This window comes from Mycobacterium sp. MUNTM1, assembly GCF_054660795.1.
This window is the reverse complement of record NZ_BAAGDE010000003.1, coordinates 129,247-146,930: the sequence shown is the minus strand read 5'-3', so window position 1 is coordinate 146,930 and position 17,684 is coordinate 129,247. Positions and strand designations below refer to the sequence as shown.

Below are 17,684 nucleotides of genomic sequence, written 5' to 3'. Positions count from 1 at the left end.
GCCGAAGCAGAGAGGACAGACAACCGCATGTCAACCGCCGAAGGTCTCATCGAGCCATCATCCGGTTTCGCGATCGTCGGCTACGCCGCGCGTTTTCCCGGCGCCGCGGACGCCGATGAATTCTGGCAGGTGCTGGCCGAGGGCCGGGATGCGGTATCGGAAGTGCCCAGGGACCGGTGGGATGCCGACGAATTCTTCGACCCGGATCCCGACGCGCCCGGCAAGGTTGTCACCCGCCGGGCCGGTTTCGTCGATGACGTAACAGGGTTTGACGCGCCGTTTTTCGGTATGTCGGTGCGCGAGGCCAGGCTGTTGGACCCGCAGCACCGGCTGCTGCTGGAGACGGCGTGGCGGGCGGTGGAACATTCCGGCACCGCGCCAACGGATTTGGCGAACAGCAACACCGGTGTGTTCATCGGGATATCCACCCACGACTACCTGGGGATGGCGTCCGACGAGCTGACCTACGACCAGATCGAGGCCTATACCGCGATCGGGACATCGTCTGCCGCCGCCGCGGGCCGGATCAGCTATCGGCTGGGGCTGCAGGGCCCGGCGGTCGCGGTGGACACCGCGTGCAGCTCGTCGTTGGTGGCCATCCATCAGGCCTGCCAGGCGCTGCGTCTGGGGGAATGTGACCTCGCGTTGGCCGGCGGCGCGAACGTCCTGCTCACCCCGGCGACCATGATCACCTTTTCCCAGGCACACATGCTCGCGCCCGACGGGCGATGCAAGACCTTCGATGCGGCCGCCGACGGCTACGTCCGTGGTGAGGGTTGTGGTGTCCTCGTCGTGAAGCGGCTCGAGGACGCGATCCGCGACGGCGACCGGATTCGGGCCGTGATCCGGGGCAGCGCGATCAACCAGGACGGCGCGTCGGGCGGTTTGACAGTGCCGAACGGTGTTGCCCAGCAACGAGTTATCGCCGAGGCGCTGCAGCGCGCCGGTATCGCACCCGGCGACGTCGACTACCTGGAGGCTCACGGCACCGGCACGTCGCTGGGCGACCCGATCGAGGTCCAGGCCGCGGGTGCGGTGCTCGGCGCGGGGCGCGAGGCGAGCAGACCGCTGCTGATCGGCTCGGTGAAGACGAACATCGGGCATCTGGAAGCGGCCGCCGGGATCGCGGGCGTTATCAAGGTGATCCTGGCGCTCGAGCACGGGACGCTGCCGCAACACCTGCACTTTCGCAACCCGTCGCCGCACATTCCTTGGGATCGACTTGCGGTGCAGGTGGTCAAGGAGGCGACCGCTTGGGAACGCAACGGTCGGCCCCGCGTCGCGGGCATCAGCTCGTTCGGGTTCGCCGGAACCAACGCACACGTGATTCTCGAGGAACCGCCCGTCGGAATGGGTCGGGCCGCGGCACCGCCAGTTGCCGTCAAGCCGGCCGGGGATCGCCGGTTTCAGGTGCTTCCGCTATCGGCGCGAACGCCCACCGCTTTGGTGCAGATCGCCGACGCGTACCGCAACTGGTTGAGCGCGCATCCGGACACCGCATTGGCCGATCTGTGCTTCACCGCCGGGACGGGCCGGGCACACTTCGAGCACCGGGCCGCACTGGTGGTCGATTCGACGCAATCCGCCGGCGAATTGCTCGGGGCACTGGCCGACGACCGGCCGGCCCCGGGTCTGCTGTGCGGTGTTTGCGAGGACGCGCCGAAAACGGCGTGGCTGTTCACCGGTCAAGGCAGCCAGTACGCCGGCATGGCCAGGGAGTTGTTCGACACCGAGCCGGTGTTCGCCGAGACACTGACCCGCTGCGCGACAGTGCTCGCCGACGTCCTCGAAAAGCCTTTGCTGGACGTAATTTTCGATACGGATGACCAAGCCAACGAAAAGACGTTGCGACAGACCAGCTATGCCCAGCCCGCATTGTTCGCGGTGGAGATGGGCCTGGCCCGGCTCTGGCAATCATGGGGCTTCGAACCCGACGTGGTGGTGGGCCACAGCGTCGGCCAGTATTCGGCGGCCTGCGTTGCCGGGGTGCTGCGCCTCGAGGACGGTGCGCGGCTGATGGCCGAGCGCGGCCGGCTGTTCGGCAGTTTGCCCGCGGGCGGTCGGATGGTGGCGGCGTTCGCCGCCGCGGCCCGCGTCGAGGGCCTGACCGACGAGTTCCCGAGCCTGTCGGTTGCCGCGTACAACGGTGCCAACACCGTGTTGTCGGGGCCTGCGCAGGATCTCGAGCAGGCGGTGGCCAGGTTGACCGCCGAGGGAGCCCGGTGTGACTGGCTCGACACCAGCCATGCGTTCCACTCGGCGCTGCTGGATCCGATTCTCGACGAGTTCGAGGCGTATGCGAACCAGTTCAATTTCGGTCCGCCACAACGGATGTTGATCTGCAACCGGACCGGCTCCGCCCTGGGCAGGAGCGTCAAGCTCGATGGGGCCTATTGGCGTCGTCATGCGCGCCAGCCGGTGGAATTCGCCAAGAGCGTGCGCACGCTTGCCGACCTGGGTTGCAAGGTGTTGCTGGAGATCGGCCCCCAACCTGTGCTCACCGCCGCGGCCCTGCGGGCATGGCCCGACCCGGCGACCGCGCCCCGGGCGATCGCGTCATTGCGTCGCAACACCGCCGACCACCGGCAGATCACCGAAGCGCTTGCCGAGGCTTACATTGTCGGTCACCTCCCGGACTTCGGTGCCGCCGTCGGGCCGGCGCGCAAGCTTGACCTGCCCACCTATCCGTTCCAGCATCGCCAGTACTGGTTCAGCGAGAAGCGGGTCCCGCCCAGTAGCCAACCGGCCTCGAACCAGACCACAGCCGTCCGGCTTCTCGAAGACGGCCGGATCGCCGAACTCGCGGAGTTACTCGACGGCGCGAGCGCTGATCAGCAGACCCTGGACGTGCTGACGAAGCTTGCGGCACAACACAATCAACAGCGTGAGAGTCGGTCCGTCGCGGACGACCGTTATGAGATCCGCTGGGACAAGTCCACGGTCCTCGGCTCCGAAGCGGACGCCGGCGAAGCCACCTGGCTCCTCGTCGGCGATGACACCGATACCGTCCAGCCGTTGGTCGATGCGCTGACTGCGCGAGGGCACCAGTACCGGATCCTCGCCATGCCCGCGTCCGACGCGGACGAGGAACGGCTCGAGATCGTATTGCGCGCCGCGTCGGCGGAGGAAATGCCGCTGCGCATCGCGCTTGTCGCGGCGCTGGATTCCGGTACCGCACCATCGATGCGGTCGCTGCTGCGGATGCAGCACCGGGTACTGGCCGGAACACGGCGACTTTTCCGTGCCGCAGCCGCCGCCGAACTGCGCCAACCGATCTGGTTGGTCACCCGCGGCGCGCAACGAGCCACCGACGCCGACGCCGTGTTCCCGGATCAGAGCTGCCTATGGGGATTCGGCCGGGCCGCGTCCCTGGAGTATCCGCAGTTGTGGGGCGGGCTGGCCGACCTGGCGCAGGGCAGCGCCGAGGAACTGTCCCGGTTCATCATGGTCGCGTCGGCACCGCGCGACTCGGCCGCTGGGGAAGACCAGATCGCGCTGCGTGGCTCGGACATCTACGTACCCCGGCTGGTGCGACGGAGCGGGCCTCCGCCCACAGCACCGCTGACATTGCGTGCCGACGCAACGTATCTGGTGACCGGTGGGCTGGGTTCGATCGGACTGGAGGTTGCCGGCCATCTGGCCGCGCACGGCGCCCGGCACCTGGTGCTGACCGGCCGCCGCACACCCGGCGAAGCCGCACAGCGGCGCATACATGCCCTCGGCGAACAGTACGGTTGCGAATTCCGGGTGATGGCGGCCGATGTCGCCGACGCGCACCAGGTTGCGCGGCTGTTGGGCACTGTTCGCGCCGAATTGCCGCCGGTGGCGGGCATCGTCCATGCCGCGGGCGAGATCGGTACCACCCCGCTGAGCGACCTGGGAGACGCCGAAATAGATCGGGTTTTCGCCGGAAAGGTCTGGGGAGCTTGGCATTTGAGCGAGGCCGCTGCCGATCTGCGGCTGGACTTCTTTGTCAGCACTTCTTCGATCGCTTCGGTATGGGGCGGTCTCGGTCAAACGGCATACGGTGCGGCCAATGCCTTCCTCGACGGGCTGGCGTGGCGGCTGCGCGAGCAGGGCGTCAATGGGATCAGCGTCAACTTCGGTCCCTGGTCGGCCGGCATGGCCGACGAGAACGCCCGAGCGCGACTGGCGCAGCGCGGAATCAAGACGCTCTCTCCCGCCGATGCATTGGCGGGGATGGCCGATGTCATGGCAAGTCCCGTCGCGCACGGGGTGGTGGCCCGGATCGATTGGTCCCGCTTCCTGCCGCTCTACCAGCAGGCGGGGCAGCGGTCATTGCTGGCGGAGTTGGCCCGCGAGGTGCCCGATTTCGCCCCGACACCAACGCCTTCCGGGAAGGTGGAGCTGGTCGAGCGTCTCGCCGGCGCTCCGGTGCAGCAGCGCAGGAAACTCGTGACGGATTTCCTACGCAACGCGGTGGCCGAGGTGACGCGTGTCGATGCCGCGGAGATCCGCGAGGACGCGGGATTCTTCGACCTCGGCATGGATTCGCTGATGGCCATCGAATTGCGGCGTCACATCGAGCAAGGAGTGGGCAAGCAGATACCGGCCACCCTGGCGATGGATTACCCGCGGCTGTCTGATGTCGCCGATTACCTACTCGGCGACGTGCTCGGACTCAGCGGGCAGGCGGACGCCAAACCCGCACCCCCGCCCGCCGCGCCGGCGGTCGCGGGCCGGGCGAACGATCCGATCGCGATCGTCGCGATGGCGTGCCGTTTCCCCGGCGCGCCCGATCCGGAAGCCTTCTGGGAGGTGTTGTCCGGCGGTGTGGATGCCATCCGGGAAGTCCCGGAAGACCGTTTCGACATCGACGAGTTCTACGATCCGGATCCGGAAACCCCGGGCAAGATCTACAGCCGATTCGGCGGATACCTGGATCAAATCGACGAATTCGATCCGGAGTTCTTCGGCATCTCACCGCGCGAAGCGGTGTGGATCGACCCGCAGCAGCGGCTGGTGCTGGAAACGGTGTGGGAGGGCTTGGAGCGTGCCGGGTATTCCCCGGCCGCGTTGCGCGGCAGCCGAAGCGGCATCTTCGTGGGAGTGGGCGCCAACGAGTACTCGCACCTGCTGTCCGCCGAGTCGGTGGAGAAGATCGAGCCGCACTTCATCACCGGCAACGCGCTCAACGCCATCTCCGGGCGGGTTGCCTTTGCGCTGGGCCTGGAAGGACCCGCGGTGGCGGTCGATACCGCTTGCAGCTCGTCGCTGGTGGCCGTCCATCAAGCCTGCCAGGCGTTGCATTCCGGTGACTGCGATTTGGCGTTCGCCGGCGGTGTGAACGTGTTGTTGAGCCCGGTATCCAACATCGCCGCGTCGCGCGCCCGGATGCTCTCACCCGTCGGGCGATGCAAGACCTTCGATGCCACCGCCGACGGATATGTGCGCAGCGAAGGCTGCGGGATCCTGGTGCTCAAGAGGATGAGCGATGCGGTGCGCGACGGCGATCGGGTGTGCGCGGTCATCCCGGCCAGCGCGGTCAACCAAGACGGAGCGTCGAGCGGTCTGACGGTACCCAATGGTGGTGCACAGCAACGGCTTATCGCCACGGCGCTGAGCCGCGCTGGACTCTCCGGCGGTGACGTCGACTACCTCGAGGCGCACGGGACCGGCACCGCGCTGGGGGATCCGATCGAAGTGCAGGCGGCCGGCGCCGTCTATGGTGCCACCCGTGACACCGACCGGCCGTTGCTGATCGGATCGGTGAAGACCAACATCGGCCACCTCGAGGCGGCATCCGGGGTCGCCGGGCTGATCAAGGTCGTGTTGTCGCTGCAGCATGAAATGTTGCCGCAGAGCCTGCACTTTGAGACACCGTCGCCGCATATCCCGTGGGACTCGTTGCCACTGCGAGTGGTGGACAAGGCGGTTCCCTGGCAGACCAACGGCCGGCGGCGGCGAGCAGGGGTCAGCTCGTTCGGGTTCACCGGCACCAACGCACACGTGTTGATCGAGGAGGCGCCGCAACCGGTGGCGACGGAAGGCGTCCTCCCGGCAGCCGAATCCGACGCGCAGCCAGTCGACGTGCTGCCGCTGTCCGCGCGGTCACCGGAGGCGCTGCTGGCGTTGGCGCGGCGATACGAAGAGTGGTTGCAGGCTCATCCAAAGGCAGACATCGGCGATCTTTGCTTCACTGTCGGGGCCGGGCGTTCGCATTTCGAGCACCGGGCCGCGCTGGTGGTGGATTCGGTTCAGAGCGCACGCGAGGCGCTGGCCGACCTGGCCGACAACCGGACCCGACCGGGAGTGGCGCGCGGCGAGTGCAAGGACCCGCCGACGACAGCGTGGATGTTCACCGGGCAGGGCAGCCAGTATCCGGGGATGGCCCGCGAGTTGTTCCACGCCGAACCGGTTTTCGCCGAAACAGTGACACGCTGCGCGGACGCGATCAACGGGTTGCTGCCGCGTCCGTTGATCGAAGTGATCTTAGCGACCGATAAGGATACCGGTGGCGAAGCCGGAAAAACGCTGCGGCATACCGCATTTGCGCAGCCAGCGCTATTCGCCGTCGAGATGGGCCTGGCCAGGCTGTGGCAGTCCTGGGGTGTCGAGCCCGACGTGGTGCTGGGGCACAGCGTGGGTCAATACGCGGCGGCCTGTGTCGCAGGGGTTTTCAGCCTCGAGGACGGGGCACGTATGATGGCCGAGCGTGGCCGGCTGTTCGGCAGCCTGCCCGAGGGTGGACGAATGGTGGCGGTGTTCGCCGACGCCCAGTACGTCGAGGAGCTCGCCAACGACTTCCCCCGGGTATCGGTGGCCGCCTACAACGGTCCCAACACGGTGCTCTCGGGTCCCGGCGCGGATCTGGAACAGATTGTGGCCCGCGGTGGCAGTGACGGGATCCGGTGCAGCTGGCTGGAGACCAGCCATGCCTTCCACTCGGAGCTGCTGGAGCCGGTGCTCGACGAATTCGAGTCGTGTGCTGCGCGTCTGGATTTCGCCGTGCCGACGTTGCCGCTGGTCTGCAACCGCACCGGCACCGTGCTCACCATCGAAACCCCGCTGGACGCAAGCTATTGGCGGCGGCATTCCCGCCAGCCCGTGCAGTTCGCCGAAAGCGTGCGCACCGTGGCCGCGCTGGGCTGCTCGGTGTTGATGGAGATCGGTCCGCAACCGGTGTTGACCGGGGCCGCGGTGCAGGTCTGGCCGGAACACCTGGCCGCGCCACGCGCGATCGTTTCCCTGCGGAAGGGCGTCGGCGATCGGCGACAGATCGCCGAAGGACTGGCCGCGGCGTACGTCAGCGGTCATCGCCCCGAGTTCGCCGCGCTGCATCGGCAACCGCGCCGCAAACTCGAACTGCCCACCTATCCGTTCCAGCGTCGGCGCTTCTGGCCCAAGACTTCCGGCATCGCCGGTATTGATGGTCAGGGCGCCGTGGCATCCGGGCTGCTGGGCAGCGCGAAAGAGCTCGCCTCCGGCGACTCCGTCTACACCAGTAGGTTGTCGGTGAAGTCGCAGCCGTGGCTTGCCGATCACGTGATCTACGGCACCGTCGTCGTCCCCGGGGCGACCTATGCGGCGATGGCCCTGGCCGCCGTCGGGCCGCCGGCGCGCGTGCAAAGCGTCTATTTCTATGAACCGATCATCCTGCCCGAGAAGGCTTCTCGCGAAGTGCAGCTGAGTCTGCATCCGCTGCAGGAGGGCGGCTGGAGCTTCAGGGTGGACAGCCGCCCGTATGGAGTCCCCGATGCCGACTGGTCGTTGAACGCCGATGGCACCGTCGTCTCCGGCGTCGAGGACGAGCCGGCGGACGATCCGGCCGAGCCCATCGACACCGTGGTCGAGCGGATGGAGCGCAGTCGTCCGCAACTGCTCTTCGACAGCTTCGCCGAAAGCGAACTGGAATGGGGGACCACGTGGTCCACGTCGCTGAAGTCGCTGTGGATCGGCGACGGTGAGGCGGTCGGTGATGTCACCGTGGGTGACGAACTCTCCGAGCACCTCGGAACGGAGCCCATCCATCCGGTGCTGCTCGACCTGTGCACCGGTGTCGTCTTCCCGGCGTTCCCCGCCCTTCTCGCAGCCGAACAGGGCTTCAATGATCTGTTGCTGCCGTTGCGGTACGGGCAGGTGTCCCTCCGGGAGAAGATGCCGCGGCGCTTTTATTGCCGCGGAAAATGGCGGGCCAGCGCGCTGGACAGCGAAACCCAGGTCTTCGACATCGATTTCGTCGACCGGGACGGTCGCCACCTGGGCGGGATACGCGAGTTCACGGTCAAGCGCGCGCCCCGCGAGGCGTTGTTGCGTGGACTCGGTGGCGATGCCACCCGGTTGCTGTACACCCTTGGCTGGCACGAGGTTCCGCCCCAGCCGTCGAACGATGGTGTCGTAAACCCAACCGGAACATGGCTGATCGCCGGATTCGACGAACTGGCGGCGCAACTGCCTGGCTGCATCTCGTTCGACCGGAATACCGATCCGAAGCCCTTCGGGCAGCTGGTGGCGGGCGCGGAGGACCGCGGCGGCCCGGTCGCCGGCATCGTCTGGCGGGCAGCGCAATCGAGTGCAGAAGAGTCGAGCGCCGAATCCGTGACGCGGCTGGAAACCGAGGTCGCCGGGCTGTTGAGCGCGGTGCAGACCTTGCAGAGCGCCGATGGCTCGGCGGTCAAGCTTCCCGGTGGTCTGTGGATCATCACCGAACGGGCGGTGGCGACCGAGTCCGGCGAGCCGGTCGACCCGGTGCAGGCGGCGCTGTGGGGTCTCGGGCGCACCATCGTCAACGAGGAACCTGCCCTGCGGTGCAGGCTGGTCGATTGCGACGGGTCGGAGCAGGCCGTGCGGGCGCTGGCCGGTCTGCTCGGCGCACCCCTCGATGAACCCGAACTGGCGGTGCGGCAAGGAAAACTCCTGACATCCCGGTTACTGCCCTGGGCGCGCAGCGGTCATCTCGCGGTGCCCCGCGGCACCGACTATGTCCTTGAGCCCACCGAACGCGGCGCGATCGACAACCTGCGTCTGATCGAGAAGGAGGCGCTGCCACCGGCCGAGGGCTGTGTGCAGGTCCGGGTTGAGGCCGGCGGTTTGAACTTCCGGGAAGTGCTCAATGTGCTGGGCCTCTACCCGGGCGATCCGGGGCCGCTCGGCGGTGACTTCGCCGGCACCGTCACCCAATTGGGTAGCGGCGTCACCGGACTCGAGGTCGGCCAGCGCGTCTACGGTTTTATGCAGGGCGCGTTCGCCAGCCGGTTCAACGTGCCGGCCCAGCTGCTGGCGCCGATTCCCGACGGCGTGAGCGCGGTGGATGCGGCGACCATTCCCGCCGCGGCGCTCACGGCCCGACTCGCGTTCGACTGGGCGCAGCTGAAGCCCGGTGACCGGGTGCTCATTCACGCGGCCAGCGGTGGTGTCGGATTGGCCGCCATCCAGCTGGCACAGCGACACGGTGCGATCGTCTTCGCCACCGCGAGCACCTACAAACGCGCGACGCTGCGCAAGCTGTGTGTGGAGTATGTCTACGACTCGCGCACAACCGATTTCGCCGACCAGATCCTTGCCGACACCGACGGCGCCGGTGTTGACGTGGTGCTCAACAGCCTGACCAATGAGGGATTCATCGACGCGACCGTGCGGGCCACCGCCCAACATGGCCGTTTCGTCGAGATCGCTAAGCGAGACATCTGGACGCGCGAGCAGATGGCGGCGGCTCGTCCCGATATCGCCTACGAGATCGTCGCGTTGGACTGGGCCTGCGTGGAACAGCCGGAGCACATCCATGCGCTGCTGACCGAGGTATCGGACGGGTTGGCCACCGGTGATTGGAAACCATTACCGGCCGAGATCTATCCGCTGGCCGAGGCGAAGACGGCGTTTCGCCGCATGCAGCAAGCGCGGCACATCGGAAAGATCGTGCTGCAGATGCCGAACCCGCTGCAGCCGCGCGGCGATCGCAGCTATCTGATCACCGGTGGGCTGGGCGCCATCGGCCTGCACATGGCGGCCTATCTGGCCCAGCTCGGTGCCGGTGACATCGTGCTGACCAGCCGGCGTGCGCCCGACGCCTCGGCGCGACGGGCGATCGACGACATCACCGAGCGCTACCGCTGCCGCATCCACACCTTTGCCGCCGACGTCGGTGACGCAGCGCAGGTCGAACAGCTGCTGGCACGGATCCGCGCCGAACTGCCCCCGATGGCGGGAGTGGCGCATCTGGCGGGCGTGCTCGACGATGCGCTGCTGTCCCAGCAGAGCCTGGAGCGCTTCCGAACGACATTGGCGCCCAAGGCATTCGGCGGGTGCCATTTGGACCGGTTGACGAAGGACGACGACCTCGACTTCTTCATCGTGTCGTCCTCGGTGTCCAGCCTGCTCGGTTCACCCGGGCAGGCCAACTATTCGACGGCCAATGCGCTGCTCGACGGGCTGGTCGCACAGCGACAGGCGCGAGGCTTGCCGGCGACCGGGGTCAACTTCGGTCCCTGGGCCCAGGGGGGAATGGCTTCGTCGGAGGCCGCTCGCGCCAATATCGGTGCGCAAGGACTCATTGCGCTGGAGCCGACGGCCGCGCTGGCCGCGCTCGCCGAGGTTGTCGCCAACGGCACCGCGCAGGCCACCGTCATCAAGGCGAACTGGCAGCGGGCGGCGAAGCTGCTGGGCGGTTCTCGCCCACCGATTCTCGACCTCGTCCTGCCCAGTGCCGTCGGGGAGGCAAGTGGCGATAGCGAATTGCTCAAGCAGTTGCACGAGATCCCGGTGGCGCAGCGCGCCGATTTCATCACCGAATTCCTGCAGCGCGAAGTGCAGGGCTTCCTGCGGCTCGCGCAACCACCCGCTGCATCCAGCCGCTTCCTGGATCTGGGAACGGATTCCTTGATGGCCGTCGAACTCCGCAACCGGTTACACAGCCAATTCGGCGGCGCCTTCACGATCAACGCGACCGCGGTATTCGATTATCCGACGATCGGCGGCCTGGCCGAGTATCTCGCAAATCAGCTGCCCGACGCGGAATCGGTTGCGGCGCCGGAGTCGAACGCGGATTCTGTTGCGGCGACAGGATCGAGTTGATACGCGGCGGGTTCAGCCGGCGATATCGAAGGCTGAGTTCACCTTCGTCGGCCGGACCCGCACCACCAATTCACCGGGAACGGCGTTGCGGCGGCCGAACTCGTCGGCGCGATCTGCCCCCATGTAGCGTCCACCGATCCGGGTAGCGATCTCGAGCAGGTCCGCCGCACCGTCGTACATCGTCGCGATGCCCTGCACCTGTACAAACGAGTAGGGTGGGGACGGATCGTCGACACAGATCACGGCACGTGAATCCCGAGCCAGCGCATGGCCTTTCGCGGTGTCGCGCCCGGTATTGAACACCAGCTCACCGTCATCGACGACGAACCACACCGGGGCCACCAGCGGTCGGCCGTCGGCAGCCACATACCCCAGCATCCCGGTGCGGGTGCCGGCCGACAGGAACTCGATGACCTTCCCGGTCAGCTCCGCGGACTCGGCCATGCGTTACAGGCGGGCCAGGTCGTAGTCGCCGAGGTGATCGATCAGGTTATGCAGGTGCTCGCCCGAGGTGCCCAGGGTGTTTTCGATCGCGGTGAGCCGGGCGGCGTAGTGGCTGACCGGGTATTCCGCCGTCACCCCGATGCCGCCGTGCATCTGCACCGACTCCTGCGCGATGTGCCGGCCCGAGCGGCCGATCTGCAGCTTGGCGCGCGAGGCGATCACTGGGTCGATATTGCCGTCGGCGATCGACATCGCCGCGTACAGGGTCATGCTGCGGGCCAATTCCAGCGACACATACATGTCGGCGGCGCGCTGGGTGAGTGCCTGGAATTTGTTGAGCGTGACGCCGAACTGCTTGCGCGTCTTGAGGTAATCGGTGGTCAGCCGCAGCGATTCCTCCATGGCCCCCAGCGCCTCGGCGCACAGCGCCGACTGGATGCGCACGACGGCGTCGCGGATGGCGCCCGAGGCGTCGGCCGCCTCGCCGAGGGGCTCTGCGGCGGCGGAGTCCAGGTCGATCTGGGCGCCGCGCTGTCCGTCGAACGTCCGGTACGGGTGCCTGGTCGCCGCTGCCGCGTCGACGAGGAACAGCCCGGTGCCACCGCTCGGCAGCGCCGCGCTGACCACAAGGGTGTCGGCGCAGTCCCCGGCGAGCACGGGGTTCTTCCGGCCGCTCAGCCTCCACGAATCACCTTGCTGCTCAGCCTTCGTGCTCACCTCGGCGGCCGGCTTGCGCTGGCCGGGCTCGAGGTGGGCGAAGGCCAGCAGCCGCTGCCCGCCCGCGACCTCGTCGAGCAGTCGCTTCTGCTCGGCGCTGCCCAGCTCGGCGATCAGCGCGCCGGGACCCAACGCGGCGTGCAACACCGGTTCGGGGGCCAGTCGGCGCCCGACCTCGTGGAGCACCACCATGATCTCGATCTGGCCGGACTCTTCCGGCTCGAAACCCAGACCGAGAATTCCCGTGTCCGCGAGCTGATTCCACACCTCTCGGCTCCAGCCGAGATCGGAGCCGATGACCTTGTTGCGGCTTTCCGGGTCATAGGTGCGCGACAACAAATCCCGGGTGGTGTCGCGGAGCAGGGCCTGCTCGTCGCTCAGTTGAAAGTCCATGGCTGCCTCACAATCCCAGAATCGTCGACGCGATGATGTTGCGCTGCACCTCGCTGCTACCGCCGTAGATCGACGTCTTGCGGTAGTTGAGGTAGTGCGGCGCACTGTGTTGCGCCCAGGACGGCGACGAAATGTCTGCGCCGTTGGCCGGCAGCGCATCCGGACCGGCCACCTCGACGAGCAGTTCGGTGGCCGCCTGCTGCAGTTGGCTGCCGCGCAGCTTGAGCACCGAAGACGCCGGGTTGGGTTGGCCGTCCGCGGAGTCGGTCACCACTCGCGACTGCGTGAGTTCCAGTGCCAGCAGCTCGTTTTCGGCCTCGGCCAGCCGCGCCGCGAACAGTGGGTCGCTGAGCACCCCGGTGGCCGCCGCGTGCTTCTTCACCTCGGCGAGGCGCACCTTGGTCCGCCCCACTCCGGCGATGCCCGTGCGCTCGTTGCCCAGCAGGAACTTCGCGTACGTCCAGCCCTTGTTCTCTTCTCCGACAAGCTGATTGGCGGGCACCCGGACGTCCTCGAAGAAGACCTCGTTGATCTCGTGGCCGCCGTCGATCGTCTTGATGGGCCGCAGCGTGACGCCCGGGGTGTTCATCTCGAACAGCAGGAACGAGATGCCGGCCTGCCGCTTGGGCGCCTGCGGGTCGGTGCGGACCAGGCAGAAGATCCAGTCCGCGTACTGCCCGAGCGTGGTCCAGGTCTTCTGGCCGTTGACGACGTAGCTGTCGCCGTCGCGGACCGCGGTGGTGCGCAGCGACGCGAGATCCGACCCCGCCTCGGGCTCGGAGAATCCCTGGCACCACCAGATGTCGAGGCTGGCCGTCGGGGGCAGGAAGCGTTGTTTGACCTCCTCCGAACCGAATTCGGCGATCACCGGCCCCACCATCTTGGTGTTGAAGTTCAGCGGCTCGGGGACGCACGCCAGCTGCATTTCATCGGCCCAGATCTGATGCTGGGTCGGCGTCCAGTCCTTGCCGCCCCACTCGACCGGCCAGTTCGGTACCGCCAGGCCGTGCTCGTGCAGGATCTTGTGGCTGGCGACGATGTCGTCGTGGTTCACTTCCGCCGAGCCGCGGCGCACCCGCTCGCGCACCTCCTCGGGAATCTTGGTCGTGTAGATGGTGCGGAGTTCGTCGCGGAACGCGGCTTCCTCGGGCGTGAGCGCCAGTTGCATGGCAGCCTCCTGTCGTTTCTCCGGTGACCGCGACGACGCAGCGCCCAGAGCTGTTTTCTGGCGGTGCCGGTCGTTCGCTCGACTTCCATCTTGACCCATCCCTCGCGGGCCCTGTGCACAGCCTCGGGTTAATGCACAGACCGGCGCCGCGGCGCCGTTGAGCGGGGTCGTCGTGGCGGTCCGCGGACCTACCGTCGGCCCATGCGAACAGAACTTCCCGCGGAGCGCCTGCAGCGACGGCTCAACGCTGAACCGGAGACCGATGCGCACGCCGGACCCGAGGACGCCGCGTCGGTCTCGACGGACGACACCCCGGACGACGACCAGAATTCGCTGCTGCCCCGGTGGCTCCCCGACGCGTCGCGGGACCGGGGCTGGGTGGCCAGGGTGCGCGCCGACCCCGGACGCGCGGGCGCCATCGGGCTGGCCGTCGTGGCGGCGCTGGCGGTGCTGGTCACGGTCTTCACGTTGCTGCGCGATCGGTCGGCGCCGGTGATGTCGGCCAAGTTGCCACCGGTGCAGAAGGTGTCGACGGCCGGCCCCAGGTCGTCGACGAGCCCGGGTGCCGCGCCACCGCCGGGTCCCGACCGCCCGGTGGTGGTCAGCGTGGTCGGTTTGGTGCACACCCCGGGCCTGGTGACCCTCGCGCCGGGCGCGCGCATCGCCGACGCGCTGCAGGCCGCCGGCGGTGCGGTCAACGGCGCGGACACCATCGGACTGAACATGGCCCGACCGCTCGATGACGGCGAACAGATCGTGGTGGGCCTCGCGCCCGCTCCCGGGCAGCCCACGCCCCTGGGCAGTTCGGTGGCCGCCGGAACGACGCCGACCTCGAAGGCCCCGGCTCCGACGCCGGGATCGGTCAAGCCGAAGCCGGGCCAGGCGCTCGACCTGAACACCGCGACCGTCGAGGAACTCGATGCGCTGCCCGGCGTCGGACCGGTCACCGCGGCCGCGATCGTGGCGTGGCGCCAATCCAACGGCAAATTCACCAGCGTCGAGCAGCTGGCCGACGTCGAGGGGATCGGGCCGGCGCGGTTGGAAAAGCTGCGCGCCCTGGTCCGTGTCTGACCCGGGTGGTTCCTGCCGGGCCGGGCGGATCGCCCTCGGGGCATGTCGATGTGCGCCTGGTGCCGGCTGCGCTGACCTGTTGGGCGGTGACCGCCGGCGGGATCTGGTGGACCGCCGGCCGACTCCTCGCCTGGTGCTGCCTCGGTCTTGTCGCCGCGTCCGGTGCGCTGGCCTGGCGCGCCGCGCGCCGGCCCGGTCGAACGACGCGGCTGCGGGCGATCGGCGCCGGCCTGGCCGCGATCGGTGTGGTGGGCGCGGGATACGGCTTCGCCATCGCGCTGCGCACCGACGCTGTCGTTCAGCACCCGATCACCGCGGCGTTCGGCAGCAGCGCCCCGGTCACCGTCACGCCCACCGAGAGCCCGATGTCGCTGGGCGCCGGTCGGTTGCTGTTCAAGGCCTCCCTGCAACGTCTGCGCGACGCCCAAACATCGGGCCGGGTCGTCGTTTTCGCGCGCGCCTCGGACTTCGGCGCCGTGATGGTGGGCCAGCCGGTGCAGTTCACCGCGCGCATCACCCGGCCGGCCCGTCGTGACCTGACGGTCGCGGTGCTCAACGCGTCGGGCCGGCCGACCATGGGCACCGCGAGCGCCGTGCAGCGAGCCGCGCACGGGGTGCGCAGCCGGTTCGCCGCCGCCGTCCGCGACACGCTGCCCGGCGAGCAGGCGGCGATGCTGCCCGCGCTCGTCCTCGGTGACACCTCGGCGGTGCCGAGTGGCACCAGCCGGGACTTCCGTGCGGCGGGGATGACGCACCTGATGGCAGTGTCGGGCGCCAACGTGACGATCGTGTGCGCCGCCGTGCTGTTCTCGGCGCGGTTGATCGGGCCCCGCCCGGCCGTCGCCCTTGCCGCGCTGGCTTTGATGGGCTTCGTCATCGTCGTGCAGCCGACGGCGAGTGTGGTGCGGGCGGCGGTGATGGGTGCCATCGCGCTGGTGGGAATGCTGTCGTCGCGTCGGCGCCAAGCCATTCCGGCGCTGGCCGCCACGGTGCTGGTGCTGCTGGCCGTCGCCCCGGCGCTGGCTGTCGACGTGGGATTCGCGCTGTCGGTGGTCGCCACCGCCGCCCTGATCGTCGTCGCGCCGGTGTGGTCGCGCCGCCTGGTGGGGAACGGCTGGCCGAAGCCGCTGGCCGACGCGCTCGCCGTCGCCTGGGCCGCGCAAGTGGTGACCGCGCCCCTGGTCGCCGCGATCTCGGGCCGATTCAGCGTGGTTGCCGCGCTGGCGAACCTCGTGGTGGCCGCCGTGATCGCGCCGATCACGGTGCTCGGCACCGCCGCGGCGGCGCTCTGCGGGATATGGCCGGCCGCCGCGCGGCTGTTGATCCGGTTCACCGGTCCCGAGTTGTGGTGGGTCGACGGAGTGGCCCGCTGGGCGGCCAACCTGCCCGGCGCGACCGTGCCCGTCCCGGAGGGCATGACCGGCATGCTGCTCGTCGGCGGTGTCACGGTGCTGGCGGTGGTGCTGTGGCGGTGGCGGCCCTTCCGCGTCGCGGCCGCGGCGGCGGCGCTGACCGGGCTGGCCTGGGTGCTGTCCGGCCTGGGATAGGGCGGGTCGTCGGCCCACCGGATCCCCGAGCGGCGTCGTCGGCGGGGCGTGACACCATCGTGGGGTGAGCGAGGTTTCGCCGTTGCACCTGGTCCTGGGAGACGAGGAACTGCTGGTCGAACGGGCGGTGGCCGACGTGCTGCGGTTGGCGCGGAAACGGGCCGGCACCGACGACGTTCCGGTCAACCGGATGCGGGCGGGCGACGTCAGTACGTATGAGCTCGCGGAGCTGCTGAGCCCGTCACTGTTCGCCGACGAGCGCATCGTCGTGCTCGAGGCCGCCGGCGAAGCGGGCAAAGACGCTGCCGCGGTGATCGTTTCGGCCGCGAACGACATGCCGACGGGTGTGGTGCTGGTGGTGGTGCACTCGGGCGGTGGGCGGGCCAAGGCGCTCGCCACCGAGCTGCAGTCGCTCGGCGCCGAGGTGCATGCGTGCGCGCGAATCACCAAACTGAGCGAGCGCATTGACTTCGTCCGCAAGGAATTTCGCGGCCTGCGCGTCAAGGCCGACGAGGAGACGGTGACCGCGATGCTGGATTCGGTCGGTTCCGATCTGCGGGAGTTGGCCTCTGCCTGCTCGCAGTTGGTCGCCGACACCGGCGGGGTGGTCGATGCCGCCGCGGTGCGGCGCTACCACAGCGGCAAGGCCGAGGTGAAGGGCTTCGACATCGCGGACAAGGCGGTGGCCGGCGACATCGAGGGAGCCGCCGAGGCGCTGCGGTGGGCGATGATGCGGGGCGAGCCGCTGGTGGTGCTGGCCGATGCCTTGGCTGAGGCGATCCACACGATCGGCCGGGTCGGGCCGCTGTCGGGGGACCCCTACCGGTTGGCGTCGCAGCTCGGCATGCCGCCCTGGCGGGTGCAGAAGGCGCAGAAGCAGGCCCGGCGTTGGTCGCGTGACTCGGTGGCGACCGCGATGAAGGTGGTCGCGACGCTCAACGCGAACGTCAAAGGGGCGGTGGTGGACGCCGACTACGCCCTGGAATCCGCGGTCAGGCAGGTCGCTGAGCTAGCAGCCCAGCGCGGCCACTAAAGGCGGTGGCGGGTCGTCAGATTTTGTTGAGGGCCTGCGCCAGCGCCGACTTCTTGTTCGCGGCCTGGTTCTTGTGGATCACGCCCTTGCTGGCCGCCTTGTCCAGCTTGCGGTTGGTCGACACCAGCAGCTCGGCGGCCTTCTCCTTGTCGCCGGCGTGGGCGGCCTCGCGGAACGCGCGGACGGCGGTGCGCAGCGACGACTTCACCGACTTGTTGCGCAGGCGAGCGCGCTCGTTCGTCTTGTTGCGCTTCTGCTGCGACTTGATGTTGGCCACGCT

At 68.5% G+C, this 17,684-nt stretch carries 8 protein-coding genes; 4 read left to right on the top strand and 4 right to left on the bottom strand.

From position 1 onward, the window contains the following. Positions 1 to 27: 27 nt before the first annotated feature. Positions 28 to 11,031 carry a type I polyketide synthase gene (locus ACYQ8K_RS03090; protein WP_459966952.1) on the top strand — a complete coding sequence of 3,668 codons (11,004 nt, stop codon included), beginning with the start codon at positions 28 to 30 and terminating at the stop codon, positions 11,029 to 11,031. A 12-nt stretch (positions 11,032 to 11,043) separates the two neighbouring features. Here ACYQ8K_RS03090 and ACYQ8K_RS03085 read toward each other — a convergent pair whose 3' ends face one another. From ACYQ8K_RS03085 to ACYQ8K_RS03075, 3 genes are read right to left on the bottom strand one after another with little or no spacing between them, the layout of a single operon-like run. Beyond that, positions 11,044 to 11,475, bottom strand: a complete 432-nt coding sequence (locus ACYQ8K_RS03085) for a PPOX class F420-dependent oxidoreductase (RefSeq protein WP_459966951.1) — start codon at positions 11,473 to 11,475, stop codon at positions 11,044 to 11,046. A gap of 3 nt (positions 11,476 to 11,478) precedes the next feature. After that, complete coding sequence (locus ACYQ8K_RS03080; RefSeq protein ID WP_459966949.1) at positions 11,479 to 12,585, bottom strand: acyl-CoA dehydrogenase family protein; 1,107 nt, start codon at positions 12,583 to 12,585, stop codon at positions 11,479 to 11,481. A gap of 7 nt (positions 12,586 to 12,592) precedes the next feature. Next, positions 12,593 to 13,753 (bottom strand): acyl-CoA dehydrogenase family protein, encoded by a 1,161-nt coding sequence (locus tag ACYQ8K_RS03075; RefSeq protein ID WP_459966948.1) that lies wholly within the window; start codon positions 13,751 to 13,753, stop codon positions 12,593 to 12,595. 201 nt (positions 13,754 to 13,954) lie between these two features. Here ACYQ8K_RS03075 and ACYQ8K_RS03070 point away from each other — a divergent pair, with 201 nt between their 5' ends. From ACYQ8K_RS03070 to holA, 3 genes are all read left to right on the top strand, one after another. Further along, positions 13,955 to 14,824, top strand: coding sequence for a ComEA family DNA-binding protein (locus tag ACYQ8K_RS03070; RefSeq protein WP_459966947.1), 870 nt, complete (start codon positions 13,955 to 13,957; stop codon positions 14,822 to 14,824). A 50-nt stretch (positions 14,825 to 14,874) separates the two neighbouring features. Continuing rightward, positions 14,875 to 16,371, top strand: coding sequence for a ComEC/Rec2 family competence protein (locus ACYQ8K_RS03065; protein ID WP_459967004.1), 1,497 nt, complete (start codon positions 14,875 to 14,877; stop codon positions 16,369 to 16,371). A 64-nt stretch (positions 16,372 to 16,435) separates the two neighbouring features. Further along, positions 16,436 to 17,404, top strand: a complete 969-nt coding sequence (gene holA, locus ACYQ8K_RS03060) for a DNA polymerase III subunit delta (protein WP_459966945.1) — start codon at positions 16,436 to 16,438, stop codon at positions 17,402 to 17,404. Positions 17,405 to 17,420: 16 nt separating this feature from the next. Here the strand turns inward: holA and rpsT are convergent, their stop codons facing one another. Further along, entirely contained in the window at positions 17,421 to 17,681 is a 261-nt protein-coding gene (gene rpsT / locus ACYQ8K_RS03055) for a 30S ribosomal protein S20 (RefSeq protein ID WP_007769864.1), read from the bottom strand. Positions 17,682 to 17,684 lie beyond the last annotated feature (3 nt).

What these genes read in the sequence shown, in the direction of transcription:
- ACYQ8K_RS03090 (WP_459966952.1), top strand. Translation starts at nt 28, where the DNA reads ATGTCAACCGCCGAAGGTCTCATCGAGCCATCATCCGGTTTCGCGATC.
- ACYQ8K_RS03085 (WP_459966951.1), bottom strand. Translation starts at nt 11,475, where the DNA reads ATGGCCGAGTCCGCGGAGCTGACCGGGAAGGTCATCGAGTTCCTGTCG.
- ACYQ8K_RS03080 (WP_459966949.1), bottom strand. Translation starts at nt 12,585, where the DNA reads ATGGACTTTCAACTGAGCGACGAGCAGGCCCTGCTCCGCGACACCACC.
- ACYQ8K_RS03075 (WP_459966948.1), bottom strand. Translation starts at nt 13,753, where the DNA reads ATGCAACTGGCGCTCACGCCCGAGGAAGCCGCGTTCCGCGACGAACTC.
- ACYQ8K_RS03070 (WP_459966947.1), top strand. Translation starts at nt 13,955, where the DNA reads ATGCGAACAGAACTTCCCGCGGAGCGCCTGCAGCGACGGCTCAACGCT.